The sequence below is a fragment of the Pantoea sp. AN62 genome (genome assembly GCF_050432985.1).
Classification (GTDB): domain Bacteria; phylum Pseudomonadota; class Gammaproteobacteria; order Enterobacterales; family Enterobacteriaceae; genus Pantoea; species Pantoea brenneri.
The window spans coordinates 76,007-101,753 of sequence record NZ_JBNPYB010000005.1; the positions used below are offsets into that span (position 1 = coordinate 76,007).

Below are 25,747 nucleotides of genomic sequence, written 5' to 3' on the forward strand. Positions count from 1 at the left end.
GTTGTGTTTGTTATTCAATGGGTTGAAGCCGGGCCTGCTGGAGTCGGTGCAAAGTAATTTTCCTGACTTCCGCCTTGCTGACGGCGATGTGGTCAGTCAGGATGCGTTGTGCCTCCTCGGTCTGTTGCTGAAAAATTGCCTGTAAAATCTGTTCATGCTCCTGATAGGTGGCGGTTATCCGATCGTCAGAGGTGAAGTCGAGACGGCGGATAATGCGGATTTTCTCCGTCAGTTCGGCGTGAATACGCGCCATTTCCGGATTACCCGCAGCGGCCACCAGCGTCATGTGAAACGCCTCATCGTGCTGCGATACCGTCAGGCCGGCGGTCAGTCGCTCCGCCTGGCACCAGAAGCGCGTCAGCCCGGTTAACAGGGCGCTGCACTGGGCGGCGGGCAGGGCGCACAGCCGTTTTACCGCTTCACACTCCAGCACGGTTCGCAGGTCATACAGCGCTTCGAACCAGGCGAAATCGAAGTTCCTGATCTGCCAGCCGCTGCGGAACCAGACTTCAACAAAGCCTTCGCGTTCCAGCCGGAACAGCGCCTGACGTACCGGCGTGCGGCTGACCGCCATCCGCCCGGCAATTTCACTTTCACTGAAGCGATCGCCGGGCATCAGGCGAAAGGCGAAAATCTCCTCCTTCAGCGCCTGATAAACCCGTTCCGCCAGCGCTTCCGGGCGGGCTTTCGGGGAGGGAGACTGCATCGTCATGGTGACTCCTTATTCCAGCCACAGCAGGGTTTCGCCCGGACTGACCGGACGGCCCGCCTGGCAGGTAATGCGTTTCACCTGACCACTCCGGGGAGCGACAATCGCCAGCTCCATCTTCATCGCTTCGACGATAACCAGCGTCTGACCGGCGCTGACCGTTTCACCCGGCTGCACCAAAACTTTCCAGATGTTGCCGTTCATATCGGCCTGCACCGCCAGCGCGCTGTCATCCTGCTCAGCGATCGGGGGCGGCGGGTCCAGCGTCGGCGGCGCACTCTGCTCTTCCTGCGCCCACAGCGTCACCTCCTGCTCAAACGCGGCGGCCTGACGCTGGCGGAATGCGGCGATATCATCAGCGTTGTCCGCCAGGAACTGCTGGTGGGCAGCAAAATCAAACAGCGTCTCTTCGATCCGCAGGCTGGCGCGGCCTTCGCGGAAATCTTCCCGCAGCTGCGTCAGCTCGGCTTCACTCACCGGATAGAAACGCACCTGATCGAAGAAGCGCAGCAGCCACGGCTGTTCGGCGGCAAACTGGGGATTTTTCAGGAAGGTGTTCCAGATCGGTAACGTCCGGCCGACCAGCTGATAGCCGCCGGGTGAGTCCATGCCATAGATGCACATGTACATGCCGCCGATGCCGACCGTGCCTTCGGCGGTGAAGGTGCGGGCCGGGCTGTATTTGGAACTCAGCAGACGATGGCGCGGATCGATGGGCACTGCACAGGGCGCGCCAAGATAAACGTCGCCCAGTCCTAGCACCAGATAGCTGGCGTTGAACAGGGTGTCTCTGACCTGTTCACGCTGGGTTAAGCCGTTGATGCGCTGAATAAAGTCAACGTTGTTCGGCAACCAGGGAGCGCAGGCGCGTACCGTTTCCTGGTAGCGCGCTACCGCGCCGAGGGTGGCGCTGTCTTCAAACGCCATTGGCATCCACACCACTCGCGACGGCACTTTCAGCGTGCTGACATCGCCCAGCGTCGCCTCCAGCCCCAGCAACAGCGACATCAGGTCGGACTGGCTGATGATGCGGCTGTCGTAGCGCACCTGCAGTGAACGCACGCCGGGTGACAGCTCTTCTACGCCGGGCACCGCTCGTTCGCTCAGCGCCATCATCAGCAGGTGAACGCGCAGTCGCAGCGCCAGATCCAGCACGTTGTCGCCATATTCAATCAGCACATATTTGTCACCGGCCTGACGGTAGACCGCTTGCGGCGTGGTTGCGGTGGCGTCAATCGCCGCCAGTATGGTCGCGGAGCCGCTGGCGGTTTCGGCCAGCGACGGCACGGCAAACGTCGGCGCATGGTGCGGACGCAGGGTGGCGATCACCTGCTGCTGCGCCTTTTCTCGTGCCAGCGCGTCATCGGCACTGATCGGATGGAAACGAATGCGATCGCCTGGTTTAACCTGACCGACTTTCCACAGTTCGGCTTTGGCGATGGTCACCGGACAAACGAATCCGCCGAGGCTCGGGCCGTCGTGCGTCAGGATCACCGGAAAGTCACCGGTAAAATTGATGGCGCCAATGGCATATTCACAGTCGTGAACGTTAGAAGGGTGCAGGCCCGCCTCGCCGCCGTTGGCGCGGGTCCAGCTCGGTTTCGGACCGACTAACCGCACGCCGAGACGGTTGGAGTTGTAATGTACCTGCCAGTCGCTGGCAAAGAATTCGTCGATGGCAGCCTGGGTGAAGAAGTCTGGTGCGCCGTGCGGACCGTAGAGCACGCCGATACGCCATTCGGTGCCGTAGTGCGGAATCAATGCGGCATCAAGCGCCTGAGGGGCGCTGACCGGAGGCGGAGTGGTGCAGGCTGCCAGCGCAGGCTGGGAGATCGGCAGCATATCCGCAACCCGCAGCGTCCGTCCGGCATGGCCGCCAAACTGACCCAGCGAGAAGGTGCTGCGGCTGCCGAGATATTCCGGTACGTCGAAACCGTTGCGTACCGCGAGGTAGCCGCGGCAACCCTGCTGCGCGCGGCCCAGTGCCAGGGTTTGTCCCGCTTTCACCGTCAGCGGCTGCCAGTTGCTGACCGGTTCGCCATCCAGCGTGGCGGCGCAGTCAGCGCCGGTCAGTGCCACCGTCGCATCAGTGTGAAAGCGCAGCGTCGGGCCCTGCAAGGTAAACTCGAGGCCGGCCGCCGATTCGTCATTGCCGACAATCCGGTTCGCCAGACGGAAGGCGAAATCATCCATCGGACCAGACGGCGGAACGCCAATATCCCAGTAGCCGAGGCGGCCCGGATAATCCTGAATCGAACTGAAGGTACCCGGCTGCAGCACTTCAATCACCGGGGCGGCCGGGGTGAAACTGTCGAGAAAGCGTGTCCAGACCGTGCCGCTGTGAAAGGCCTCAGTCGCCACGATCTGGCGCAGGTAGTCGAGGTTAGTGGCGATGCCGTGCAGCTGGGTGGCATCCAGCGCCTGCTGCATTTTTGCCAGCGCCGCCTCGCGGCTGTCGGCATGTACAATCAGCTTCGCTACCATCGGATCGTAGAAGCTGGAGACTTCGCTGCCGGTTTCAATGCCGCTGTCGATGCGCACGCCAGTGGGAAAGCTGACGGCGGTTAACAGGCCTGGGCTGGGCTGGAAGTTCTTCAGCGGATCTTCCGCGTAGAGTCGCACTTCAATGGCGGCACCCTGGGGAGCCTGCTGCAGGCGCGGCCAGTCAATCTCATCGCCCGCCGCCACTTTTAGCATGCACTCGACCAGATCCAGCCCGGTCACGCATTCGGTAACCGGATGCTCAACCTGCAGACGGGTATTCACTTCGAGAAAGTAAAACGCCTGCTGGGTGACGTCGTAGATGTACTCCACGGTGCCGGCGCTGCGGTAGTTGACCAGCTGGCCCAGACGGACCGCCGAGGCCAGTAGCGCGTCACGCGTGGCCGGGGACAGGCCCGGCGCCGGGGTCTCCTCTACCACCTTTTGATTACGGCGTTGCAGCGAGCAGTCGCGCTCACCCAGCGCCACCACGGTGCCGCGGCCATCGCCGAAAATCTGCACTTCAACATGACGCGCGCGATCGATGCAGCGCTCCAGAAAGACGCCCGCGTCACTGAAAAACTGTTCGCCGAGGCGGCGCACGCTCTCCCAGGCACTGGCTAACGCGGCGGCATCGGCGCAGCGCGTCAGACCAATCCCACCGCCGCCGGCGGTACTCTTCAGCATCACCGGATAGCCGATCTGTTCGGCGGCCTGCAACGCCGTCTCCAGCGAATCCAGCAGCGGCGTGCCGGGCGTCATTGGCACACCGGCTCGCGCGGCCAGTTCACGGGCGCGGTGCTTCAGGCCGAACTCACCGATCTGCTGTGCCGTCGGGCCGACAAAAGCGATTCCCGCCTGCTCACAGGCTTCGGCGAACGGCAGGCTCTCTGACAGGAAGCCGTAGCCTGGCCAGATAGCGTCAGCACCGCTCTGCTGTGCCGCTGCCAGAATTTTGTCGATGCGCAGATAGCTGTCGCTGGCTTTATCGCCGCCCAGCGCAATCGCCACATCGGCCTGCTGAACGTGCTGCGCATTACGGTCGGCATCGGAGTAGACCGCCACGCTTTTCACGCCGAGGCGCTTCAGGGTACGGATGGCGCGACAGGCAATTTCGCCGCGGTTGGCAATTAATACGGTGCTGAACATGGTTCAGAGACTCCCTTGTGTCGCCAGCCAGTTGCGCCAGCCGCCAGTTTCGGTAATTTCCAGCGCGTTGTTCAGCGCCGAGCCTTCACAGATAAAGCCTTTCACTACCCGACCGTCTGCCAGCGTCAGGCTGCCGATGCCCAGCGGTGGCGGGATTTCTGCCACGAACTCGCCAAAGCGCGCCAGCGGGATATCCCACAGCTCGACGGTGATGGCGGCACCGCGTTCATCGCGCATCAGGCCCGGTTTTTTGATCGCACCGTCCAGCAGTGCGAACAGCCGATAGTGAGCGGCTGTTTGCGTCTCCTCTACCCACACCGCATCCCGGCTGGTCAGCTGGAAATTGAGCGGCATACCGGTGAGGTGAGCGCCGACCACCGCAACACGCACGTGATCGGAGGAGGGCGGCAGGGCGCGCGATCGGGTGGGCTGTGGCTGGCCGGTGGCACCGAGCGGCAGCGCCAGTTGCTGCTGCCAGCGCAGACCGAACTCAGCCAGTGCACGATCGTGCCAGGCGGGTGCGATCAGCGTGATGCCCGCCGGTAAATCGTCATTGCGGAACGGACCGGGCAGCGCCAGCGCGGCGAGGTCGGCCAGATTGGTGAAGTTGGTATAGGTGCCGAACTGCGAGTTGTAATGCACCGGCTCCTGAGCCATCTCCTCCAGCGTGTGGATGGTGGGGGAGGTCGGCACCACCAGCGCGTCAAACTGCGCCAGGGTCTGCTGAATTTGTCGCGTCAGCTCGGCCCGCAGGTACTCCGCCTGATAAGCCTCAACGGCGCTGTATTTCAGGCCGCTGGCGACGATGCCGTGCACCACCGGGTCCATCTCAGCCGGACGTTGCAGCATCTCGCCGACTGCGGCGGTGCGCTCGGCTACCCAGGGACCGGAATAGAGCTGCTCAGCCAGCTGGCGGAACGGAGTGAAATCAATCGGATGCAGCGTCACGCCCGCCACCAGCAGCGCTTCCAGCGCCCGATCCCAGGCCGCTTCGGCCGCCGCATCATCAAAGAATTCGGGATTGGCCGGTACGGCAAAATGTGGATGAGCGGGCAGGCTGGCCGGGGCCGTATGCGGATTGACGCGCGAATAGGCGTCACCGGCGTCGAATCCCCCGGCGAGGCTGGCGACGGTAAAAGCGTCTTCCACCGTCAGCGCGAACACCGACAGGGTGTCATTTAGCCGGCAGGCTGGCACCACGCCGCGGGCAGAGAACCAGCCTTTGGTCGGTTTCAGACCGACAATATTGTTAAACCCGGCCGGGACCCGACCCGATCCGGCGGTGTCGGTACCGAGGGAGAAGCCGACCAGCCCGCGCGCCAGTACCGAAGCTGAACCGGAGCTGGAGCCGCCACTGACGTAGTCGGCATCAAAGGTATTAGTGACCGCGCCATACGGCGAGCGGCTACCGACCAGGCCGGTCGCGAACTGGTCAAGGTTGGTTTTGCCGATCACCACCGCGCCGGCGGCTTTCAGCCTGGCGACCACCGTCGCATCATTGTCAGCGATGTAAGTGAAGGCCGGACAGGCGGCGGTGGTCGGCCAGCCAGCGACATCGGTGTTGTCCTTGACGGCGAACGGGACGCCAAACAGCGGCAGCGACGCCGGATCGCGTTGAAACTGTGCCAGCAGCGGTTCCAGCTGCGCCATTAGCTGCGCCGGCGTGGCAAGATAGATCCAGGCATTATCCTGCGGATCCAGCGCCGCCAGATGGGACGCCAGCAGCGGAATGACCTGCTGTGGGGCCAGTTGCAGCCGTTGCTGCCAGTCGTGAAGGGTCAAGCCAAAGGTCGAAGCCATACGATGAATTCCAGCTGGTATACAAGATGGAGTTCAACAGAGCAAAGGCTGTGCCATTTTTTTAACACCCTGATTCAACGGGTTATCCGCGTTTGTCATAAGAATTTGTGATGATTATTTGCACAATGGCGGCGCAGGAGGCGGGCGATAGCGGTGCGTTTAGTCCTGCCGTGCGTAAATTTTGTGAAGAACATGGCAAGAGCCGGGTGGCCTGGTTAGCATGAAGGGAGTCTGGCAACTCGCCGACGCCCAGCAACAGAGGAGATTTACGTGGTGAAGTGGCGTAACTGGATGGTAGGGATCTGCCTGGTCGGCACGGCCAGCAGCGCATGGGCCGATTCGCTTGATCAACAACGACAGCGTTATCAACAAATTAAACAGGCCTGGGACAGTAACCAGATGGCCACGGTGGATCAACTGTTGCCAACGCTACAGGATTATCCGCTCTATCCTTATTTGCAATATCGCCTGCTGGCGCAGGATCTCGATCAGGAGACCAGCCTGGCGGTACAAAACTTTATCCGACAATATCCGACGTTGCCGCCGGCGCGATCGCTCAGCACCCGTTTTATCAACGTGCTGGCGCATCGTCAGGACTGGCAGGGCGTGCTCAACTTCAGCCCGACCGAGCCGAAACCGGTGCAGGCACGCTGTAACTGGTACTACGCCAAATGGGCCACCGGTCAGCAGCAGGCGGCCTTTGACGGTGCCAAACAGATCTGGCTGCGCGGCACGGCGCTGCCCAATGACTGCGATAAACTCTTCTCGGTATGGCAATCCTCTGGCCAGCTCTCACCGATCACCATTCTCGAACGTATCCGGCTGGCGATGAAAGCCGGTAACGACAGCCTGGTGAGCTTCCTGGCGAAAACGCTGCCGGCTGATTACCAGACCATGTCTGACGCGATCCAGGCGTTGCAGCAGGACCCGCTGACGGTCAGCACCTTTGCCAGCGCCGTCGGGCCAACAGACTTTACCCGCCAGGCGACGATCTACGCCTTCACCCGGGTCGCCCGCCAGGATATGGAGAATGCCCGCAGCCTGATCCCGATTCTGGTGCGGGCGCAGAAGATGGGGCCGGAAGATGAGCAGGCGCTGAAAGAGATTGTGGTATGGCGCATGATGGGCAGCGATCTGACATCGGAACAGGCGCGCTGGCGTGATGCGGTAGTCATGAACAGTGAATCGACCGCGCTGGTGGAGCGCCGGGTGCGGCTGGCGCTCAGCCAGCACGATCGACGCGGCCTGAATACCTGGATCGCCCGTCTGCCGCTGGAAGCCAAACAGAAAGATGAATGGCAGTACTGGCAGGCCGATCTGCTGTTTGAGAAAGATCGTAAAGAGGAAGCGGAAGAGATCCTGCGCAAGCTGATGCAGGCTCGCGGTTTCTATCCAATGGTGGCGGCGCAGCGGTTAGGCGTCGATTATCCGCTGCAGGTTGATGAAGCACCGAAGCCGGATAGCGCAACGGTGCAGGGCGCAGAACTGGCCCGGGTGCGTGAACTGATGTACTGGGGTCTGGATAACCTGGCGCGCAGCGAATGGGCCAACCTGATTGCCAGCCGTCCGCACAATCAGCAGCAGATGCTGGCGCGTTACGCTAACGAGCAGGACTGGTGGGATCTCAGCGTGCAGGCCACCATTACTGCGAAGATGTGGGACAGCCTGAAAGAGCGGTTCCCGCTGGCGTGGCAGAGCGTTTATCAGCGTAATACTCAGGATAAGCAGATTCCACCGAGCTACGCGATGGCCATTTCACGTCAGGAGAGCGCGTGGAACCCGAAAGCACGTTCACCGGTCGGAGCCAGCGGCCTGATGCAGATTATGCCCGCCACTGCGGCGCATACCGTTAAGATGTACAACATGCCGGGCTATGCGAACGCCAGTCAGCTGCTGGACCCTGAGACCAATATTCAGATCGGCACCCAGTATCTGGAGTATGTCTACCAGCAGTTTGGTCAGAACCGGATCTTCGCCTCGGCGGCTTACAATGCCGGTCCCGGCCGGGTACGTAGCTGGCAGAAAACCAGTGGCGGTAATCTCGATGCGGTGGCGTTTATTGAGACCATTCCGTTCTCAGAAACCCGCGGCTACGTGAAGAACGTGCTGGCGTATGACGCCTACTATCGTCACTTCATGGGCCAGCCTGACAAGATCCTGTCAGATGGCGAGTGGAATCGCCGTTACTAGCTGTGCTAAGCTTCCGTACTCTTTAGCGAGTACGGAAGCCTCTTCATGACCCAACCTGATTCTCACGCCACCGAAGATAGCTGGCATCGCTTTGTCGCGCTGATGCAGCAGGCCTTTACAGACGGCCATGCGCTGCCGCTGATGCAGCTGATGATGACGCCAGATGAGCGCGAAGCCTTTGGCACCCGTCTGCGGATTATTGAAGAGCTGATGAACGGCGAGATGAGCCAGCGCGAGCTGAAAAACGAGCTTGGCGTCGGCATCGCGACCATCACACGTGGCTCAAACAGTCTGAAAGAGGCGCCACCGGAGCTGAAACGCTGGCTGGAAGCGCGCCTGGGTCGCGGCTGATTACTGCTGATAAAGCGGATGAACAAACGGGCAGAGCGCCAGAATCAGTGCCTGATGATAGACGCTGGAGCGGCTGAGCAGACCCTGAGTAAAGGCACCAATCGCGCCGCCCTGCTGTTTAATATTCTCAATGCCGGTTAACCGTGCCATCTCTTCGCCCAGCTCGCGGCCTTCACGTAATCCAGCCAGTACCACCGGCGGTAGGGTGAAGCTGGCCGAACGCGATTCTCCCCGCTGTTTCTGATTTTCTACCACCATCCAGGCGAAGGCGCAGTCATCTTCAATGCCGGCCTCGATGGCCACCCAGAATGCCGCTTCAGGTCGGACCTGTCGCGCATTCATCACGCGCTGGCGTGCGCCGGTTCGCGTTTCAAGGTGGGTTAACGGTTGTGCTGCAACGCCACTATCGACCTCGACCCCCTCAATATGGCAGGATCCCTCGCCGAAAACGTCGTTGAATGCCTGCGCAATCGCGCGAATCTTCGCTGGGTTGGTGGTGGCTGCGACAACATGGTACATAATTGATTGAACCCTTAGGTGATTAAGAGCCTATCCCATCGGGCTATTTTATTTGGCAGTCTGAAGTTGGGCAGTGCTCACAATCCTCACGTACTCCGTGTACGCTCCGGTTGTTTCGCGCTATCCGTGTCCAGACTGGCTGCAACAATGACGCCTGATGGGGGGAGGCTCTAAGGCGATTTTTGTCGCAGTATAACGGAAACTAAGCATGCTACAGGTCTATCTTGTTCGTCACGGTGAAACGGTATGGAATGCGGAACGCCGCATTCAGGGTCAGTCCGACAGTCCGCTGACGGAAAAAGGTGAGCAACAAGCCCATCAGGTGGGAGAACGCGTCAAAAAACTGGGCATTACGCACGTCATCTCCAGCGATCTCGGGCGTACGCGTCGCACTGCTGAGATCATTGCTGATGCCTGTGGTTGCGTGGTGACGCTCGATCCCCGGCTGCGCGAACTGAACATGGGAGTGCTGGAGAAGCGCCCGCTGGATGAGTTAACCGCCGAAGAGGAACAGTGGCGCGCCACGCTGGTTAACGGCACGGAAGGGGGACGCATCCCGGAAGGTGAGTCGATGACCGAGATGGCGGAGCGGATGCATCAGGCGCTGAATGCCTGTCTCGAACTGCCTGCCGGCAGCCGGCCTCTGATTGTCAGTCACGGTATGGCGCTGGGCGTGCTGGTCAGCACCATCCTCGGCCTGCCAGCGCATGCGGAACGGCGCCTGCGGCTGCGCAACTGCTCGATCTCACGCGTCGATCATCAGCAGAGCGCCTGGCTGGCAGAAGGCTGGGTGGTGGAAACCGCCGGGGATATTTCCCATCTGGATGCGCCTGCGCTCGATGAGCTGCAACGCTAACGACGGTGAAGCGCCTCTGCCGTCGTGATGACGGCAGAATCGCTTAGTTGCCGGCGGGCTGGCGACGAATCGGAATCAGATATTCACACTGGATTTCGGATGGCGGCTCGCTGCGCTTTTTGCCACCGTGGGTGTAGAAGCGTTCAATATCCTGTCCCTGACGGCGGGTCAGCCCCAGCGTTGGCATACAGGTGCCGTACAGCAACAGGATAAACTCCTGCAGCTCGACGCGCGGCCCGGTGTAGGTGAACTGCACATAGTCGCCCGCTTCGAGGATGACGCTCTGGCCGGAGTGCAGGTTCATTGCGCTGTCGGCCGGCACCGCCGTGGTATAGAGAATTTCCTGCTCGTCATCCTTATCCTGACTGGCGCGCACCTGATGCAGGCCATACAGCACCGGCGGCACCGTGTCGGTTTCCAGCAGGAACTGCTTCCAGAAGTGGATGCGCATTTCGTCGCGGTAACTGGAAATCTGTTCCAGTGTACAGGTGTAGTTCTGGGTTTGACCCACCAGCACCGTTTCCGGCAAGGTGACAAACGTCGGTTCAGGCTGCTTCTCATCGCTGAGGCGAATCGGCGGACGAATACCGAATGAGTTCCACTCCGAAGAGCGACGATACCAGGCCGGCGTCTGATTAAACTGCTTTTTAAACGCGCGGGTGAAGGTCTGCTGCGAGTCGAAACGATACTGCAGGGCGATGTCCAGAATCGGACGGCTGGTCAGGCGAAGCGCGACCGCGGCTTTTGACAGACGCCGCGCACGAATATAAGCGCCTATCGCGTGGCCGGTGACGTCCTTGAACATCCTTTGTAAATGCCATTTAGAGTAACCGGCTTTCAGGGCAACGTTATCCAGTGAAAGGGGTTGATCCAGATGGCTCTCCAGCCAGACAAGCAAATCGCGAATGATACCGGCTTGGTCCATAAAACATCCTCATACTCTGGTGGTGCAGCTAAACGCAGTCGTCGAATAATAGCACTAAATGCTCAAAAGGCGTGGGCAGCTTTCTCGGGAAGATTGTGCTACGTCAGTGCGGGCTTAAACCCGTTTTGGTTTGGTCATTAACTCGATTGACAGTACATTACAGTCACATCTATTCCATTTGCAATGGTAACTCCATGACAATATCTCGCCTTATGATCGCCGCATTTGCCACCCTGACCTTTTCCAGCCCGCTGCTCGCCGAGGAGATCGGCTCGGTAGATACGGTATTCAAGATATTTGGCCCCGACCATAAAATTGTCGTTGAGGCTTTCGATGATCCTGATGTTAAAAATGTAACCTGTTATATCAGTCGGGCGAAAACCGGCGGCATTAAAGGCGGATTGGGTCTGGCGGAAGATACCTCGGATGCGGCAATCTCCTGTCAGCAGATCGGTCCGGTCGAGCTGAGCGACAAGATTGCGCAGGGCAAAGCGCAGGGCGACGTGGTGTTTCGCCAGCGCACCTCGCTGATCTTCAAGAAGCTGCAGGTTGTACGCTTCTTCGATAAAAAGCGCAACGCCTTAGTCTATCTGACCTACTCCGACAAAGTGGTGGAAGGCTCGCCGAAAAATGCGCTGAGCGCCGTACCAATAATGCCGTGGCACTAAGGCAAAAAAAAACGCCCGTCAGGGCGTTTTTTCTCTGCGCAGCGATTAGTCCTGCAGATCACCGCAGAAGCGATAACCTTCACCGTGAATGGTGGCAATAATCTCTGGCGTGTCCGGCGTGGATTCGAAATGCTTACGGATCCGGCGGATGGTGACGTCAACGGTGCGGTCATGCGGCTTGAGGTCGCGACCGGTCATTTTTTTCAGCAGATCCGCACGGGTCTGGATCTTGCCCGGATTCTCGCAGAAGTGCAGCATGGCGCGGAATTCACTGCGCGGCAGCTTATAGTGTTCACCGTTCGGGTTGATCAGTGAGCGGCTGTTGATATCCAGCTCCCAGCCGTTGAACTTATAGCTTTCAACCTGACGACGCTCTTCGCTTGGCAGCGCCAGATTCATGGTGCGTGACAGCAGGTTACGGGCTCGAATCGTCAGTTCACGCGGGTTAAACGGTTTAGTGATGTAGTCGTCAGCGCCAATTTCCAGACCGAGAATTTTATCGACTTCGTTATCACGGCCGGTCAGGAACATCAGGGCGACGTTAGCCTGTTCGCGCAGTTCACGGGCCAGTAACAGGCCGTTTTTACCGGGCAGGTTGATGTCCATGATCACCAGATTGACGTCATTGTCGGTCAGCACCTGATGCATTTCAGCACCATCAGTCGCCTCATACACCACATAACCTTCCGCCTCAAAAATACTTTTGAGGGTATTACGCGTGACCAGTTCGTCTTCAACGATAAGAATGTGCGGGGTCTGCATGTTTAGCTACCTAAAATTTGCCAACAAATTGAAAACAGGGCGTACATCGGTATGGCGTTCTTCATCATCGAGAGCGGCGGACCGTGCTGAACCGTTGTATGGAATACTATTTTGATAAGCCATCTATCAACGTCAACAACAGGATTAGCTCAGCCAGTCAGGATGAAAATTGCATGCCCCGTGAGAGAATAATAATGGCGCATATCCTAACTGCATTAACAGCAACCTAACAGCACCAACTACAACCGATAAGCATAAAAACAACGCTTCGTTGACTTATATCAAATGCAATTGTAGCACGTTAACACTTTTGTGAAAAACTTCTCGTAGATTGCCTGCTTAGCTCACAAAAAGCAGCTTTTTCGCTACATTTATGACGGACAAATCGCAAACTAAAACCGGCCGGCAATGATATTTTATCTTATTGAATTAAAAAAACTTTATAAACCTTTCGTCAAGAACAGATGCTTAAGGCCGAAAAGGCCACCGATCGATGATTTTAACCAGTTTTAACATCCTGTTTTCTTATTCTCAGCGGGCGGCTTAATCATTAACAGCCGTGTTAATATGGCGTTATGTCAGCAAACCAATGGAATAAACATGCTTTTCCCCCTGATTCTCGTCTCGCCTGCACGGGCTGAAAATATTGGCGCTGCGGCGCGTGCCATGAAAACCATGGGCTTTAGCCAACTGCGGATTGTCGCCAGCGATGCCTGGCAGGAGCCGGCTGCACGCCGGGTTGCACATGGCGCCGGTGATATTCTCGATAACCTTCAGACGTTTGCGACCCTAGCCGAGGCGTTAGCTGACATCGATTTCTCCGTAGCGACCACCGCGCGCAGCCGGGCAAAGTTCCGCTACTATGCCACGCCTGAACAGGTCGAAACCCAGCTACTGGAAAAACGGCAGTGGGTAAACAGCATGGCGCTGGTGTTTGGCCGCGAAGACAGTGGGCTGACTAACGAGGAGCTGGAGCAGGTTGATCTGCTGACCGGTATCCCGATGGCAAATGACTACCCGTCGCTGAATCTGGGGCAGGCGGTGATGGTTTATTGTTACCAGCTGGCGAAGCTGAATCAGATTGCGGCACCGGTGGTAACAGCGGCAGATGGGCAGCAGCTGCAGGCGCTGCGTCAGCGTTTTCACCAGTTATTGCAATCGCTGGAGGTCAGTGACGACGAGAAAATGGCAGACTGGATCGATCAGCGTATTGGCCTGCTGGAACAGCGTGACAGCGCGATGCTGCATCGCCTGCTGCACGACATAGAAAAAAAACTTATAGATAAATCCTCGGGAAAAAGCTGATTTCACAGCAACAGATCGTAGAGAATTTTAGCAAGGCAAACGATCGCACACCATTTTGCGCTTTCACAGGCAGCTGTGCGCAGTGATGGAAATTTGAGCTTCGGACAAATTCGTTGACTTAACGTGCGCTTTGCTTTACTTCTGAAAGCCAGACGGACAGACAAAAACAGACAGAAAATAAATCTTAATGCGTAAAATCAGCCTGAACACCACAATTATTACCACCACCATTACCACAGGTAACGGTGCGGGCTGACGCATACAGGAAAAAACAGAAAAAAGCCCGCACCTAAACAGTGCGGGCTTTTTTTTCGGCTTAAATTCAGGAGAGTTTATATCATGCGAGTGCTGAAATTCGGCGGGACCTCGGTGGCGAATGCGGAACGGTTTCTTCGCGTCGCCGACATTCTGGAAAGTAATGCGCAACAAGGACAGGTTGCAACCGTGCTCTCTGCGCCAGCAAAGATTACTAACCATCTGGTGGCGATGATTGAAAAAACCATCAGCGGTCAGGATGCTTTGCCGAATATCAGCGATGCCGAACGCATCTTCAGCGAGCTGCTGACCGGTCTGGCTGCCGCCCAGCCCGGCTTTGAGTATGATCGCCTGAAAACCCGCGTTGATCTTGAATTTGCGCAACTGAAACAGGTGCTGCATGGCATCAGCCTGTTAGGCCAGTGCCCCGACAGCGTCAATGCGGCCATTATCTGCCGTGGTGAAAAACTCTCGATTGCGATCATGGAAGCGCTGCTGCAGGCGCGTGGTCACGAAGTTAGCGTAATCGATCCGGTGGAAAAACTGCTGGCGGTCGGTCACTACCTCGAATCGACCGTGGATATCGCCGAATCGACCCGCCGCATTGCCGCCAGCCAGATTCCGCCGCACAACATGATCCTGATGGCCGGCTTCACCGCAGGCAACGAACGTGGTGAACTGGTGGTACTGGGGCGCAACGGTTCAGACTATTCGGCGGCGGTACTGGCAGCCTGTCTGCGCGCCGACTGCTGCGAAATCTGGACCGATGTGGATGGCGTCTATACCTGCGATCCGCGTCAGGTACCGGATGCGCGTCTGCTGAAGTCGATGTCCTACCAGGAGGCGATGGAGCTCTCTTACTTCGGCGCCAAAGTTCTGCACCCGCGCACCATCGCGCCCATCGCCCAGTTCCAGATCCCCTGCCTGATTAAAAATACCGCCAATCCGCAGGCGCCAGGCACGCTGATCGGCGGCCACGGCGAGCTGGATGAGAATCCGGTCAAAGGCATCACCAACCTGAATAATATGGCGATGGTGAACGTCTCCGGTCCCGGCATGAAAGGGATGGTGGGCATGGCGGCCCGGGTGTTCGCTGCGATGTCACGCACCGGTATCTCAGTGGTGTTGATCACCCAATCCTCTTCCGAATACAGCATCAGCTTCTGCGTGCCGCAAAATGAGCTGGCGCGGGCGCGTCACGTGCTGGAAGAGGAGTTCTATCTTGAACTGAAAGATGGCCTGCTTGATCCGCTGGATATCATTGAAAACCTGGCGGTGATTTCGGTGGTCGGCGATGGCATGCGCACTCTGCGCGGCATCTCGGCAAAATTCTTCTCGGCGCTGGCGCGCGCCAATATCAACATCGTGGCGATTGCTCAGGGCTCTTCCGAGCGCTCAATCTCAGTGGTGGTTAACAATGACGAGGTGATCACCGGCGTACGCGTCGTACACCAGATGCTGTTCGCCACCGATCAGGTGATCGAGGTGTTTGTCGTCGGCGTCGGCGGGGTTGGCGGCGCGCTGCTGGATCAGTTACATCGTCAGCAGACGTGGCTGAAGCAGAAACATATCGATCTGCGGGTCTGCGGCATTGCCAACTCGCGCGCGCTGTTGACCCACGTGCACGGCATCGATCTCAGCAACTGGAAAGCGGCGCTGAGCGAAGCCAAAGAGCCGTTCAACCTCGGCCGTCTGACCCGTCTGGTGAAAGAGTACCATCTGCTGAATCCGGTGATTGTCGACTGTACCTCCAGCCAGGCGGTGGCCGATCAGTATGCGGATTTCCTCAGCGAGGGCTTCCACGTGGTGACGCCGAACAAAAAAGCCAATACCTCGTCGTGGAATTACTACCAGCAGATGCGCTCGGCGGCCGCGAAGTCACGGCGTAAATTCCTTTACGACACCAACGTCGGCGCGGGCTTGCCGGTGATCGAAAACCTGCAGAACCTGATGAATGCCGGTGATGAGCTGCTGCGCTTCTCCGGTATCCTTTCCGGCTCGCTGTCGTTTATCTTCGGTAAGCTGGATGAGGGCGTGTCGCTGTCGCAGGCGACAAACATGGCGCGGGAGATGGGATTCACCGAGCCCGATCCGCGTGACGATCTCTCCGGTACTGACGTGGCGCGCAAGCTGCTGATTCTGGCGCGTGAAGCGGGTCATCAGCTGGAGCTGAGCGACATTGAGATTGAGCCGTTGCTGCCGGATAACCTGACCGCCATTCAGGATGTCGAACAGTTTATGCAGCGTCTGCCCGAGCTGGATAATGCGTTTGCCGCGCGAGTGGCACAGGCACGCGATGAGGTTAAAGTGCTGCGCTACGTCGGTGTGATTGAAGAGGGCGGCGTCTGCAAAGTGAAAATCGACGCAGTCGACGGTAACGATCCGCTGTATAAAGTGAAAAACGGCGAGAATGCCCTGGCGTTTTACAGCCGCTACTATCAGCCGATTCCGCTGGTGCTGCGCGGATACGGTGCAGGAAATGATGTGACGGCAGCCGGTGTTTTTGCTGACCTGCTGCGCACGCTGTCGTGGAAGTTGGGAGTTTAATAATGGTAAAAATTTATGCACCGGCCTCAATAGGCAACGTCAGCGTCGGCTTTGATGTGCTGGGCGCGGCAGTATCGCCGGTGGATGGTTCACTGCTGGGCGACTGCGTTTCGGTCGAAGCGGCCGATCGTTTCACCCTGACCAACGCGGGCCGCTTTGTCAGCAAGCTGCCGGCCGATCCCAAAGAGAATATCGTTTATCAGTGCTGGCAGCGGTTTTGCGAGGCGGTGGGTAAAGAGATTCCGGTGGCGATGACGCTGGAGAAGAACATGCCGATCGGCTCCGGGCTGGGGTCGAGCGCCTGTTCGGTGGTTGCCGGATTGATGGCGATGAATGAATTCTGCGGCAAACCGCTCAGCGACAGCCAGCTGCTGAGCCTGATGGGTGAGCTGGAAGGGCGGATTTCCGGCAGCATCCATTATGATAATGTGGCACCGTGCTTCCTCGGCGGCATTCAGCTGATGCTGGAAGAGAATGGCATCATCAGCCAGCCGGTGCCGGGCTTTGATGACTGGCTGTGGGTGATGGCCTATCCGGGCATTAAAGTCTCTACCGCCGAAGCGCGGGCGATCCTGCCGGCGCAGTACCGCAAAGAGGACTGCATCAAGCACGGTCGCCTGCTGGCGGGCTTCATTCATGCCTGCCATACGCGTCAGCCGCAGCTGGCAGCTAAACTTATGCAGGATGTGATTGCCGAACCTTATCGCACCCGCCTGCTGCCCGGCTTTGCCGAAGCGCGACAGGCCGCGCAGGATATTGGCGCACTGGCCTGCGGTATTTCCGGCTCCGGTCCGACCCTTTTCGCCGTTTGCAATCAGATGGAAACGGCACAGCGGATGGCTGACTGGCTGAGCCAGCACTATCTGCAGAATGATGAAGGCTTCGTCCATATCTGCCGTCTTGACACGGCTGGCGCACGACAATTGGGATAACGCATGAAACTCTACAATCTTAAGGATCACAACGAGCAGGTCAGCTTCGCCCAGGCGGTGAAACAGGGTCTGGGTTCGCAGCAGGGGCTGTTTTTTCCGCTCGAGCTGCCAGAGTTTGAACTGACCGACATCGACGCGATGCTGGAGATGGATTTTGTCAGCCGCAGCAGCAAAATTCTCTCGGCTTATATTGGTGACGAAATTCCGGCCCACCAGCTGGCCGAGCGCGTCGAAGCCGCGTTTGCTTTCCCGGCACCGGTCAAAGCGGTCAGTGAAGATATCGCCTGCCTTGAGCTGTTCCACGGCCCGACGCTGGCGTTTAAAGATTTCGGTGGCCGTTTTATGGCCCAGATGCTGGCTTACGTCAGCGGCTCAGATGAGCAAATCACCATCTTAACCGCCACCTCCGGCGATACCGGCGCAGCGGTGGCGCACGCCTTTTACGGCATGAAAAATGTGCGGGTGGTGATCCTCTATCCGCAGGGCAAAATCAGTCCGCTGCAGGAAAAACTGTTCTGTACCCTGGGCGGCAACATCGAAACCATCGCCATCGACGGTGACTTTGATGCCTGTCAGTCGCTGGTGAAGCAGGCGTTTGACGATCAGCAACTGAAGCAGGCGATTGGCCTGAACTCTGCGAACTCGATCAACATCAGCCGTCTGCTGGCGCAGATCTGTTACTACTTTGAAGCGGTCGCCCAGCTGCCACAAGAGAAGCGGAATCAGCTGGTGGTGTCAGTACCGAGCGGTAACTTTGGTGATTTGACTGCCGGTCTGCTGGCGAAATCGCTGGGCCTGCCAATCAAGCGCTTTATTGCCGCCACCAACGCCAACGATACGGTGCCGCGCTTCCTGGGGAATGGTGAGTGGCAGCCTAATCTAACGGTGTCTACCTTGTCGAATGCGATGGATGTCAGCCAGCCAAACAACTGGCCGCGCGTCGAAGAGCTGTTCCGTCGTAAGACCTGGCGTTTAACCGATCTGGCCTACGGTGCCGTTTCGGATGAGACCACCCGCGCTGCGATGCGTGAGCTGGCCGAAATTGGCTATGTCTCTGAACCGCACGCTGCAATTGCCTGGCGTCTGCTGCGCGATCAGCTGCAGGAAGGGGAATATGGTCTGTTCCTCGGCACCGCGCATCCGGCGAAATTCAGAGAGAGCGTGGAAGAGATTCTGCAGCAGACGCTGACACTGCCGCCAGAGTTAGCCGAGCGGGCAGAATTGCCGTTGCTGTCACACCCGATGCAGGCCGATTTTGCCGCGCTGCGGGCGTTTTTACTGAAATAAGCGCGAACCCGGTTCCGCCTGTGCTTGCCGTTGCTGGCCAGCACAGGCGATACGGACGCTTACTGTTCGGCGCGTTTGAAGACCAGCTCAGTCTCGCTGCTGCTGGCGGCATCAAAGCAGTAACCCTCCAGATCAAACTGCTTCAGCTGCTCCGGTCGCGTCAGGCGCTGCTGAATCACATAGCGACTCATCAATCCACGCGCTTTCTTGGCGTAGAAGCTGATCACTTTATAACTGCCGTTTTTCTGATCGAGGAAGACCGGCTTGATCACCTGTGCCTGCAGTTTCTTCGCTTTGACCGCTTTGAAGTACTCGTCTGACGCGAGGTTAATCAGCACCGCATCACCCTGTTCCGCCAGTGCCGCATTCAGCGTCTCAGTCAGTAAATCGCCCCAGAAGCTGTAGAGATCTTTGCCCGCTGGATTGGCCAGCCGGATGCCCATCTCCAGCCGATAGGGCTGCATCAGGTCGAGCGGACGCAGTACGCCATACAGACCTGACAGCATACGCAAATGCTGCTGAGCAAAGTCGAAATCCTGATCGCTGAAGGTCTCTGCCTGTAAACCGGTATACACATCGCCTTTAAACGCCAGAATCGCCTGACGGGCGTTGTCCGGGGTGAAATCAGGCTGCCAGCTATTGAAACGCTCGGCGTTGAGGTGGGCCAGTTTGTCGCTGATCCCCATTAACGAGGCGATGTTGGCGGGTGACAGATCGCGCGCAATCTCAATCAGCTGTTGTGACTTTTCTAACAGGGCCGGCTGGGTAAAGCGCGGGGTCGCCAGCGGACTTTCATAATCCAGCGTCTTGGCGGGCGAGATCACCATCAACATAGTTGCTTCCTCGGTTAACACCTGGTTTTACAGGGCATTGGCAGTGGGTATAGCTGCGCAGTGTAACAAAAAAGGCGTAAAGAATGACGAATCACACCGATTTGTTCAGGCGAGGGTAAACGGCATTCCCTGACCTTGCGCCACCGGTGCCGCGTGATATTATCGCAACAGCCTTTTTTCACCCTGACAGTTAACTAAGAGAAAAGAACATGACGGACAAACTTACTTCCCTGCGTCAGCTCACCACCGTGGTAGCCGACACCGGTGATATTGCAGCCATGAAGCTGTATCAGCCGCAAGACGCTACCACCAACCCTTCTCTGATTCTCAACGCCGCACAAATCCCTGAATACCGCAAACTGATCGATGAAGCGATCGGCTGGGCGCGTGAGCAGAGCAGCAACAAAGAAGAGCAGTTGCAGCTGGTTTCTGACAAGCTGGCAGTTAACATTGGTCTGGAAATTCTTAAGCTGATCCCGGGCCGCATCTCGACTGAAGTCGATGCCCGTCTCTCTTACGATACTGAAGGCAGCATCGCTAAAGCCCGCAGCCTGATCAAACTCTATAACGATGCCGGCATCAGCAACGACCGCATTCTGATCAAACTGGCCTCAACCTGGCAGGGTATCCGCGCGGCGGAACAGCTGGAAAAAGAGGGCATCAACTGTAACCTGACGCTGCTGTTCTCCTTCGCTCAGGCCCGTGCCTGTGCCGAAGCGGGCGTGTTCCTGATTTCACCGTTTGTTGGCCGTATCCTCGACTGGTACAAAGCCAACACCGATAAGAAAGAGTATGCGGCACACGAAGATCCAGGCGTGGTTTCCGTCTCTGAAATCTACAACTACTACAAGCAGCACGGCTATGAAACCGTGGTGATGGGCGCCAGCTTCCGTAACGTTGGCGAAATCATCGAGCTGGCTGGCTGTGACCGTCTGACCATTTCACCTGCGCTGCTGAAAGAGCTGGCAGAGAGCGAAGGCACACTGGAGCGTAAACTGAGCTACAGCGGCGAAGTGAAAGCGCGTCCGGCTAAAATGACCGAGTCTGAGTTCCTGTGGCAGCACAACCAGGACCCAATGGCGGTGGCGAAACTGGCGGAAGGTATCCGCAATTTTGCCGTTGATCAGGGCAAACTTGAGAAAATGCTGGCAGAACTGCTGTAATGATTCACCGTGACGGCACCGTCCGTCACGGTTTCCCTTTTCCGTCACTTTCGCTTTGTATTATCCTTTCTGCTCTTCCCTTTTTTTCTGCCGCACAGCGGTACATCACAGCGAACATAATCATGAACACACTACGCATAGGCCTGATCTCGGTGTCCGATCGCGCCGCCAACGGCATCTATCAGGATCAGGGCATTCCGGCGCTGGAAAGCTGGCTGAGCAGCGCCATCAGCACGCCATTTGAGATTGAGTCACGGCTGGTGCCGGATGAGCAACCGATGATTGAGCAGGCCATTTGTGAACTGGTTGATGAGCGTTTCTGCCATCTGGTGCTGACCACCGGTGGTACCGGACCGGCACGACGTGACGTTACACCCGACGCCACCTTAGCCGTCGCCGACCGTGAAATGCCCGGTTTTGGTGAGCAGATGCGCCAGATCAGCCTGCAGTTTGTGCCAACCGCCATTCTGTCGCGTCAGGTCGGCGTGATCCGTAAGCAGTCGTTGATCCTCAACCTGCCCGGCCAGCCAAAGTCGATTAAAGAGACGTTGGAAGGATTGAAGGACCAGCAGGGCAAGGTGAAGGTGCACGGTATCTTCGCGTCCGTACCTTATTGTTTACAGTTGCTGGAAGGGCCGTACGTCGAAACGCACGCCGAAGTGGTAGCAGCTTTTCGGCCTAAAAGCGCGATACGTGAGATAAATAACTAAATATTCCGCATTTCAGGCATAAGCTACAGCCTGACTGGTGTGGCAAAAGATTGACGGTATAGTAAGCCCAGCTTTACAACCTTTTTCTTTTGCCTGTGGAATATTATGAATCCGACACCTGCTCAGCGCCTGACTGGCAAAGATTACAAAACGCTGGCGCTGGCCGCTCTGGGCGGCGCGCTGGAATTTTACGACTTCATTATTTTTGTCTTCTTCGCCACGGTGATTGGCGAACTGTTTTTCCCCGCCGACATGCCGGAATGGCTGCGTCAGCTGCAAACCTTTGGCATCTTTGCGGCAGGTTATCTGGCGCGTCCGCTGGGCGGCATCATCATGGCGCACTTTGGCGATAAGGTCGGGCGTAAAAAGATGTTCAGTCTGAGCATCTTGCTGATGGCGTTACCGACACTGATGATGGGCGCGCTACCGACTTATCAGACTATCGGTATCGCCGCACCGTTGCTGATGCTGCTGATGCGCATGTTGCAGGGAGCGGCGATTGGTGGCGAAGTGCCGGGCGCCTGGGTATTTGTCGCTGAGCATGTGCCCTATAAACGCATCGGCATCGCCTGCGGCACGCTGACGGCCGGGCTGACCGTCGGTATTCTGCTGGGTTCGGTGGTGGCGACGCTGATCAATACTTCACTGTCACCGCAGGCGATTCATGATGGCGGCTGGCGTATCCCGTTCTTCCTCGGCGGCCTGTTTGGACTGGCTGCGATGTACCTGCGTCGCTGGCTGCATGAAACGCCGGTGTTTACTGAGATGCAGCAGCGCAAAGCGCTGGCCGAAACCCTGCCGCTGAAAACCGTGCTGGCGAATCATAAGAAATCGATTGTGATCTCAATGCTGCTGACCTGGCTGCTCTCCGCCTGCATTGTGGTGGTGATCCTGATGTCACCGGTCTGGCTGCAGAAGCAGCAAGGGATGGCGCCTGCGCTGACCCTGCAGGCCAACAGCATCGCCACTATTATGCTCTGCTTCGGCTGTATTATTGCCGGTATGGCGGCTGACCGTTTTGGTGCCAGCCGTACGCTGTGTGCCGGTAGTGTGCTGCTGGCACTTTGCAGCTGGCAGTTTTATCACCTGACCGCACTCTATCCGCAGCAGCTGTTCCTGCTGTATGGGCTGGTCGGGCTGAGCGTCGGCGTGGTCGGCGTGGTGCCGTTTGTGATGGTGCGGGCCTTTCCGCCGGAAGTGCGCTTCACCGGACTCTCTTTTTCCTACAATCTTTCCTATGCGATCTTTGGCGGCCTGACGCCGATCTGTGTGTCGTTGCTGATGAATGTTTCAGTGATGGCACCGTGCTGGTATGTGATGGCGCTGGCGCTGGCAGGACTGGTTACCGGGATTTGGCTGCGGCGTGATATCAGCCATGCGCCTGGCCTGCCTGAGGCGGTGAAACAGGCGTAGTAGCGACACGCGGAGCCGGGCTCCGCGTGTTAACGCAATCAGACCGGCTTTGCGCCAATCGGCAGAATGGTACGGTCGAAGGTTTCGTTCAGCACTTCACCCATGGCCAGATAACAGGCGCTGGCACCACAGACGATACCCACCCAGCCGGCATACGGCACCAGAGCCGGCAGATCGGCGAGATGCGCTACCGCCAGCAGGGCAAACAGCAGCGTGAGCGAGGCAAACACAAACTGCAGCATCCGCGCACCCTTCAGCGTCCCGACGAACATAAAGAGCGTGAAGATGCCCCACAGGGCCAGCCAGGCTCCCAGAAAGTGTGGGTCAGTGGCTTTTGTCAGGCCCATTTGCGGCAGCAACAGTATCGCCACAAAGCTCAGCCAGAACATGCCGTAAGAGGTAAACGCGGTCAGCCCAAAGGTATTGTTCTTTTTGTATTCCAGCAGTCCGGCCAGCACCTGCGCAATACCGCCATAAAAAATGCCGGTGGCCAGAATCGCCACGTCCATGGCGAACAGGCCCGAGTTGTGCAGATTTAACAGGATGGTTGTCATGCCAAATCCCATTAATCCCAGCGGGGCAGGGTTAGCCAGTGTTGAATTTGCCATAGTTCCTCGGCGGTAAAATGATCATTGATGATAAAAAAGGTCTCAGCCTCGATCCGCGAGGTGAGCAGAGCGCCGCATCATATTCAGTGTCCTGCCCACGGTCTTTGATCCCAACAGGGCCAATATTGAAAAATTTTTTTTGGTTTAACCCTTGATGCGCATCGAAGCGGCCCCATTTACTTGTCATCGAGCGTTGTGAACGTTGGAAAAAAAGCATGTGCTGGCAGGTTGAATGCAAACAACTCGCCCACATAAAAGGTTCACAACCCAAATTGGCAACGAATTTAAGTGGGAGATGTTTAGATGGGTAAGATTATTGGTATTGACCTGGGTACAACCAACTCTTGTGTTGCGATCATGGATGGCACTAAAGCACGCGTGCTGGAGAATGCCGAGGGCGATCGCACCACGCCTTCAATTATTGCTTACACGCAGGACGGCGAAACTCTGGTCGGTCAACCGGCTAAACGTCAGGCAGTGACCAACCCGCAGAACACCCTGTTCGCGATTAAGCGTCTGATCGGTCGTCGCTTCCAGGACGAAGAAGTACAGCGTGACATTAAAATCATGCCGTACAAAATCACCAATGCAGACAACGGTGACGCCTGGCTGGAAGTGAAAGGTCAGAAAATGGCACCGCCGCAGATCTCTGCTGAAGTGCTGAAAAAAATGAAGAAAACCGCCGAAGATTACCTCGGTGAGCCAGTAACTGAAGCCGTTATTACCGTTCCGGCCTACTTTAACGATGCGCAGCGTCAGGCGACCAAAGATGCCGGCCGTATCGCGGGTCTGGAAGTTAAGCGTATTATCAACGAACCAACGGCAGCAGCGCTGGCGTATGGTCTGGATAAAGGCCAGGGCAACCGCACCATCGCAGTTTACGACCTGGGTGGCGGTACCTTCGATATCTCAATCATTGAGATCGACGAAGTTGACGGCGAGAAAACCTTCGAAGTACTGGCAACCAACGGTGATACTCACCTCGGTGGTGAAGACTTCGATAGCCGCCTGATCAACTACCTGGTGGCTGAATTTAAGAAAGATCAGGGCATCGATCTGCACAACGATCCGCTGGCGATGCAGCGTCTGAAAGAAGCGGCAGAAAAAGCGAAAATCGAGCTCTCTTCTGCTCAGCAGACCGACGTGAACCTGCCGTACATCACGGCTGATGCGACCGGTCCTAAACACCTGAACATCAAAGTGACGCGTGCGAAGCTGGAATCACTGGTCGAAGATCTGGTTGCCCGTTCTATCGCGCCGCTGAAAGTTGCGCTGCAGGATGCCGGTCTGTCCGTTTCTGACATCAACGACGTTATCCTGGTCGGTGGTCAGACTCGTATGCCACTGGTTCAGGCCAAAGTGACTGAGTTCTTTGGTAAAGAGCCACGTAAAGACGTGAACCCGGATGAAGCGGTTGCAGTGGGTGCAGCGGTTCAGGGTGGTGTACTGGGCGGCGACGTGAAAGATGTGCTGCTGCTGGACGTTACCCCACTGTCACTGGGTATCGAAACCATGGGTGGCGTGATGACGTCGCTGATCAGCAAGAACACCACGATCCCGACCAAGCACAGCCAGGTGTTCTCAACTGCTGAAGATAACCAGTCAGCCGTGACCATTCACGTGCTGCAGGGTGAGCGTAAGCGCGCCAATGACAACAAGTCACTGGGCCAGTTCAACCTCGACGGTATCCAGGCTGCACCGCGCGGTATGCCGCAGATCGAAGTGACCTTCGACATCGATGCGGACGGTATCCTGCACGTGTCAGCGAAAGATAAGAACAGCGGTAAAGAGCAGAAAATCACCATTAAAGCCTCTTCTGGTCTGAACGATGAAGAGATCGAAAAAATGGTGCGCGACGCGGAAGCGAACGCCGAATCTGACCGTAAGTTCGAAGAGCTGGTACAGACGCGTAACCAGGGTGACCAGATTGCCCACAGCACGCGTAAGCAGCTGGATGAAGCGGGCGACAAACTGACCGCTGACGATAAAGCACCTATCGAAGCTGCGCTGGCTGCACTGGAAACCGCGCTGAAAGGCGAAGATAAAGCGGAAATCGACGCCAAAATGCAGGCGCTGATGGAAGTGTCCGGCAAACTGATGGAAGCAGCACAGCAGTCTCAGGCGGGTGCGGCGGATGCCGGCGATGCGTCAGCGAAGAAAGATGACGACGTTGTCGACGCTGAATTCGAAGAAGTGAAAGACAACAAGAAATAATTGCCCCTGACCGGGCGCGACGGTTGGCCTGACAGCCGTTGAAACCAGCACGGGCGTAGGAGTTCTCTCC

The 25,747-nt window shown here is 57.4% G+C and carries 21 protein-coding genes and 1 other annotated feature; of the genes, 13 read left to right on the top strand and 8 right to left on the bottom strand.

The features are described 5' to 3' along the window. Window positions 1-10: 10 nt before the first annotated feature. From FHW04_RS07505 to atzF, 3 genes are read right to left on the bottom strand one after another with little or no spacing between them, the layout of a single operon-like run. Window positions 11-712 carry a GntR family transcriptional regulator gene (locus tag FHW04_RS07505; protein WP_031376033.1) on the bottom strand — a complete coding sequence of 234 codons (702 nt, stop codon included), beginning with the start codon at window positions 710-712 and terminating at the stop codon, window positions 11-13. Between the two features lie 9 nt (window positions 713-721). Then, complete coding sequence (gene uca / locus FHW04_RS07510; protein ID WP_089561359.1) at window positions 722-4,339, bottom strand: urea carboxylase; 3,618 nt, start codon at window positions 4,337-4,339, stop codon at window positions 722-724. 3 nt (window positions 4,340-4,342) lie between these two features. Beyond that, on the bottom strand, window positions 4,343-6,139 hold the full coding sequence (atzF, locus tag FHW04_RS07515) for an allophanate hydrolase (RefSeq protein WP_089561360.1): 1,797 nt from the start codon (window positions 6,137-6,139) through the stop codon (window positions 4,343-4,345). A 270-nt stretch (window positions 6,140-6,409) separates the two neighbouring features. Here atzF and sltY point away from each other — a divergent pair, with 270 nt between their 5' ends. Then, window positions 6,410-8,329 carry a murein transglycosylase gene (sltY, locus tag FHW04_RS07520; protein ID WP_069728454.1) on the top strand — a complete coding sequence of 640 codons (1,920 nt, stop codon included), beginning with the start codon at window positions 6,410-6,412 and terminating at the stop codon, window positions 8,327-8,329. A 45-nt stretch (window positions 8,330-8,374) separates the two neighbouring features. Then, window positions 8,375-8,680: a trp operon repressor gene (gene trpR / locus FHW04_RS07525; RefSeq protein ID WP_069728453.1), complete on the top strand. Its 306-nt coding sequence runs from the start codon at window positions 8,375-8,377 to the stop codon at window positions 8,678-8,680. On the opposite strand, the gene yjjX is transcribed toward trpR, so the two are convergent. After that, on the bottom strand, window positions 8,681-9,199 hold the full coding sequence (gene yjjX, locus FHW04_RS07530; protein WP_031376028.1) for an inosine/xanthosine triphosphatase: 519 nt from the start codon (window positions 9,197-9,199) through the stop codon (window positions 8,681-8,683). Between the two features lie 208 nt (window positions 9,200-9,407). Here yjjX and gpmB point away from each other — a divergent pair, with 208 nt between their 5' ends. Then, on the top strand, window positions 9,408-10,055 hold the full coding sequence (gpmB, locus tag FHW04_RS07535; RefSeq protein WP_046289181.1) for a 2,3-diphosphoglycerate-dependent phosphoglycerate mutase GpmB: 648 nt from the start codon (window positions 9,408-9,410) through the stop codon (window positions 10,053-10,055). Between the two features lie 43 nt (window positions 10,056-10,098). On the opposite strand, the gene robA is transcribed toward gpmB, so the two are convergent. Then, entirely contained in the window at window positions 10,099-10,980 is an 882-nt protein-coding gene (robA, locus tag FHW04_RS07540; RefSeq protein WP_031376027.1) for an MDR efflux pump AcrAB transcriptional activator RobA, read from the bottom strand. A 194-nt stretch (window positions 10,981-11,174) separates the two neighbouring features. Here robA and creA point away from each other — a divergent pair, with 194 nt between their 5' ends. Then, on the top strand, window positions 11,175-11,648 hold the full coding sequence (creA, locus tag FHW04_RS07545; RefSeq protein WP_031376026.1) for a protein CreA: 474 nt from the start codon (window positions 11,175-11,177) through the stop codon (window positions 11,646-11,648). A 45-nt stretch (window positions 11,649-11,693) separates the two neighbouring features. On the opposite strand, the gene arcA is transcribed toward creA, so the two are convergent. Next, complete coding sequence (arcA, locus tag FHW04_RS07550; RefSeq protein WP_046289182.1) at window positions 11,694-12,410, bottom strand: two-component system response regulator ArcA; 717 nt, start codon at window positions 12,408-12,410, stop codon at window positions 11,694-11,696. 600 nt (window positions 12,411-13,010) lie between these two features. Between arcA and FHW04_RS07555 the strand changes: the two genes are divergently transcribed. From FHW04_RS07555 to thrC, 5 genes are all read left to right on the top strand, one after another. Beyond that, window positions 13,011-13,715: a tRNA/rRNA methyltransferase gene (locus tag FHW04_RS07555; protein WP_069728452.1), complete on the top strand. Its 705-nt coding sequence runs from the start codon at window positions 13,011-13,013 to the stop codon at window positions 13,713-13,715. 187 nt (window positions 13,716-13,902) lie between these two features. Continuing rightward, window positions 13,903-13,971, top strand: a complete 69-nt coding sequence (gene thrL / locus FHW04_RS07560; RefSeq protein ID WP_071591720.1) for a thr operon leader peptide — start codon at window positions 13,903-13,905, stop codon at window positions 13,969-13,971. Next, window positions 13,910-14,028 (top strand) — a sequence feature (Thr leader region). It overlaps the preceding gene by 62 nt. Window positions 14,029-14,054: 26 nt before the next feature. Further along, complete coding sequence (thrA, locus tag FHW04_RS07565) at window positions 14,055-16,517, top strand: bifunctional aspartate kinase/homoserine dehydrogenase I (protein ID WP_089561361.1); 2,463 nt, start codon at window positions 14,055-14,057, stop codon at window positions 16,515-16,517. A 2-nt stretch (window positions 16,518-16,519) separates the two neighbouring features. Beyond that, the gene (gene thrB / locus FHW04_RS07570) at window positions 16,520-17,449 is read left to right on the top strand and encodes a homoserine kinase (RefSeq protein WP_089561362.1); all 930 of its coding nucleotides are present in this window, start codon (window positions 16,520-16,522) and stop codon (window positions 17,447-17,449) included. Between the two features lie 3 nt (window positions 17,450-17,452). Further along, complete coding sequence (thrC, locus tag FHW04_RS07575; protein WP_031376022.1) at window positions 17,453-18,736, top strand: threonine synthase; 1,284 nt, start codon at window positions 17,453-17,455, stop codon at window positions 18,734-18,736. Window positions 18,737-18,795: 59 nt separating this feature from the next. Here thrC and yaaA read toward each other — a convergent pair whose 3' ends face one another. Continuing rightward, window positions 18,796-19,569, bottom strand: a complete 774-nt coding sequence (gene yaaA / locus FHW04_RS07580) for a peroxide stress protein YaaA (protein WP_031376021.1) — start codon at window positions 19,567-19,569, stop codon at window positions 18,796-18,798. Between the two features lie 209 nt (window positions 19,570-19,778). On the opposite strand from yaaA, the gene tal reads away from it, so the two are divergent. From tal to FHW04_RS07595, 3 genes are all read left to right on the top strand, one after another. Then, window positions 19,779-20,732, top strand: a complete 954-nt coding sequence (tal, locus tag FHW04_RS07585) for a transaldolase (protein WP_069728450.1) — start codon at window positions 19,779-19,781, stop codon at window positions 20,730-20,732. A 122-nt stretch (window positions 20,733-20,854) separates the two neighbouring features. Next, on the top strand, window positions 20,855-21,442 hold the full coding sequence (gene mog / locus FHW04_RS07590) for a molybdopterin adenylyltransferase (RefSeq protein ID WP_031376019.1): 588 nt from the start codon (window positions 20,855-20,857) through the stop codon (window positions 21,440-21,442). 105 nt (window positions 21,443-21,547) lie between these two features. Beyond that, window positions 21,548-22,855: an MFS transporter gene (locus FHW04_RS07595; protein WP_069728449.1), complete on the top strand. Its 1,308-nt coding sequence runs from the start codon at window positions 21,548-21,550 to the stop codon at window positions 22,853-22,855. A 38-nt stretch (window positions 22,856-22,893) separates the two neighbouring features. Here FHW04_RS07595 and satP read toward each other — a convergent pair whose 3' ends face one another. Next, on the bottom strand, window positions 22,894-23,463 hold the full coding sequence (satP, locus tag FHW04_RS07600) for an acetate uptake transporter (RefSeq protein WP_031376017.1): 570 nt from the start codon (window positions 23,461-23,463) through the stop codon (window positions 22,894-22,896). Between the two features lie 303 nt (window positions 23,464-23,766). On the opposite strand from satP, the gene dnaK reads away from it, so the two are divergent. Then, window positions 23,767-25,677: a molecular chaperone DnaK gene (dnaK, locus tag FHW04_RS07605; protein ID WP_031376016.1), complete on the top strand. Its 1,911-nt coding sequence runs from the start codon at window positions 23,767-23,769 to the stop codon at window positions 25,675-25,677. Window positions 25,678-25,747: the final 70 nt, after the last annotated feature.

What these genes read in the sequence shown, in the direction of transcription:
- uca (WP_089561359.1), bottom strand. Translation starts at nt 4,339, where the DNA reads ATGTTCAGCACCGTATTAATTGCCAACCGCGGCGAAATTGCCTGTCGC.
- thrC (WP_031376022.1), top strand. Translation starts at nt 17,453, where the DNA reads ATGAAACTCTACAATCTTAAGGATCACAACGAGCAGGTCAGCTTCGCC.
- FHW04_RS07505 (WP_031376033.1), bottom strand. Translation starts at nt 712, where the DNA reads ATGACGATGCAGTCTCCCTCCCCGAAAGCCCGCCCGGAAGCGCTGGCG.
- arcA (WP_046289182.1), bottom strand. Translation starts at nt 12,410, where the DNA reads ATGCAGACCCCGCACATTCTTATCGTTGAAGACGAACTGGTCACGCGT.
- thrA (WP_089561361.1), top strand. Translation starts at nt 14,055, where the DNA reads ATGCGAGTGCTGAAATTCGGCGGGACCTCGGTGGCGAATGCGGAACGG.
- yjjX (WP_031376028.1), bottom strand. Translation starts at nt 9,199, where the DNA reads ATGTACCATGTTGTCGCAGCCACCACCAACCCAGCGAAGATTCGCGCG.
- atzF (WP_089561360.1), bottom strand. Translation starts at nt 6,139, where the DNA reads ATGGCTTCGACCTTTGGCTTGACCCTTCACGACTGGCAGCAACGGCTG.
- tal (WP_069728450.1), top strand. Translation starts at nt 19,779, where the DNA reads ATGACGGACAAACTTACTTCCCTGCGTCAGCTCACCACCGTGGTAGCC.
- satP (WP_031376017.1), bottom strand. Translation starts at nt 23,463, where the DNA reads ATGGCAAATTCAACACTGGCTAACCCTGCCCCGCTGGGATTAATGGGA.
- dnaK (WP_031376016.1), top strand. Translation starts at nt 23,767, where the DNA reads ATGGGTAAGATTATTGGTATTGACCTGGGTACAACCAACTCTTGTGTT.
- trpR (WP_069728453.1), top strand. Translation starts at nt 8,375, where the DNA reads ATGACCCAACCTGATTCTCACGCCACCGAAGATAGCTGGCATCGCTTT.
- robA (WP_031376027.1), bottom strand. Translation starts at nt 10,980, where the DNA reads ATGGACCAAGCCGGTATCATTCGCGATTTGCTTGTCTGGCTGGAGAGC.
- mog (WP_031376019.1), top strand. Translation starts at nt 20,855, where the DNA reads ATGAACACACTACGCATAGGCCTGATCTCGGTGTCCGATCGCGCCGCC.
- gpmB (WP_046289181.1), top strand. Translation starts at nt 9,408, where the DNA reads ATGCTACAGGTCTATCTTGTTCGTCACGGTGAAACGGTATGGAATGCG.
- yaaA (WP_031376021.1), bottom strand. Translation starts at nt 19,569, where the DNA reads ATGTTGATGGTGATCTCGCCCGCCAAGACGCTGGATTATGAAAGTCCG.
- thrB (WP_089561362.1), top strand. Translation starts at nt 16,520, where the DNA reads ATGGTAAAAATTTATGCACCGGCCTCAATAGGCAACGTCAGCGTCGGC.
- FHW04_RS07595 (WP_069728449.1), top strand. Translation starts at nt 21,548, where the DNA reads ATGAATCCGACACCTGCTCAGCGCCTGACTGGCAAAGATTACAAAACG.
- FHW04_RS07555 (WP_069728452.1), top strand. Translation starts at nt 13,011, where the DNA reads ATGCTTTTCCCCCTGATTCTCGTCTCGCCTGCACGGGCTGAAAATATT.
- creA (WP_031376026.1), top strand. Translation starts at nt 11,175, where the DNA reads ATGACAATATCTCGCCTTATGATCGCCGCATTTGCCACCCTGACCTTT.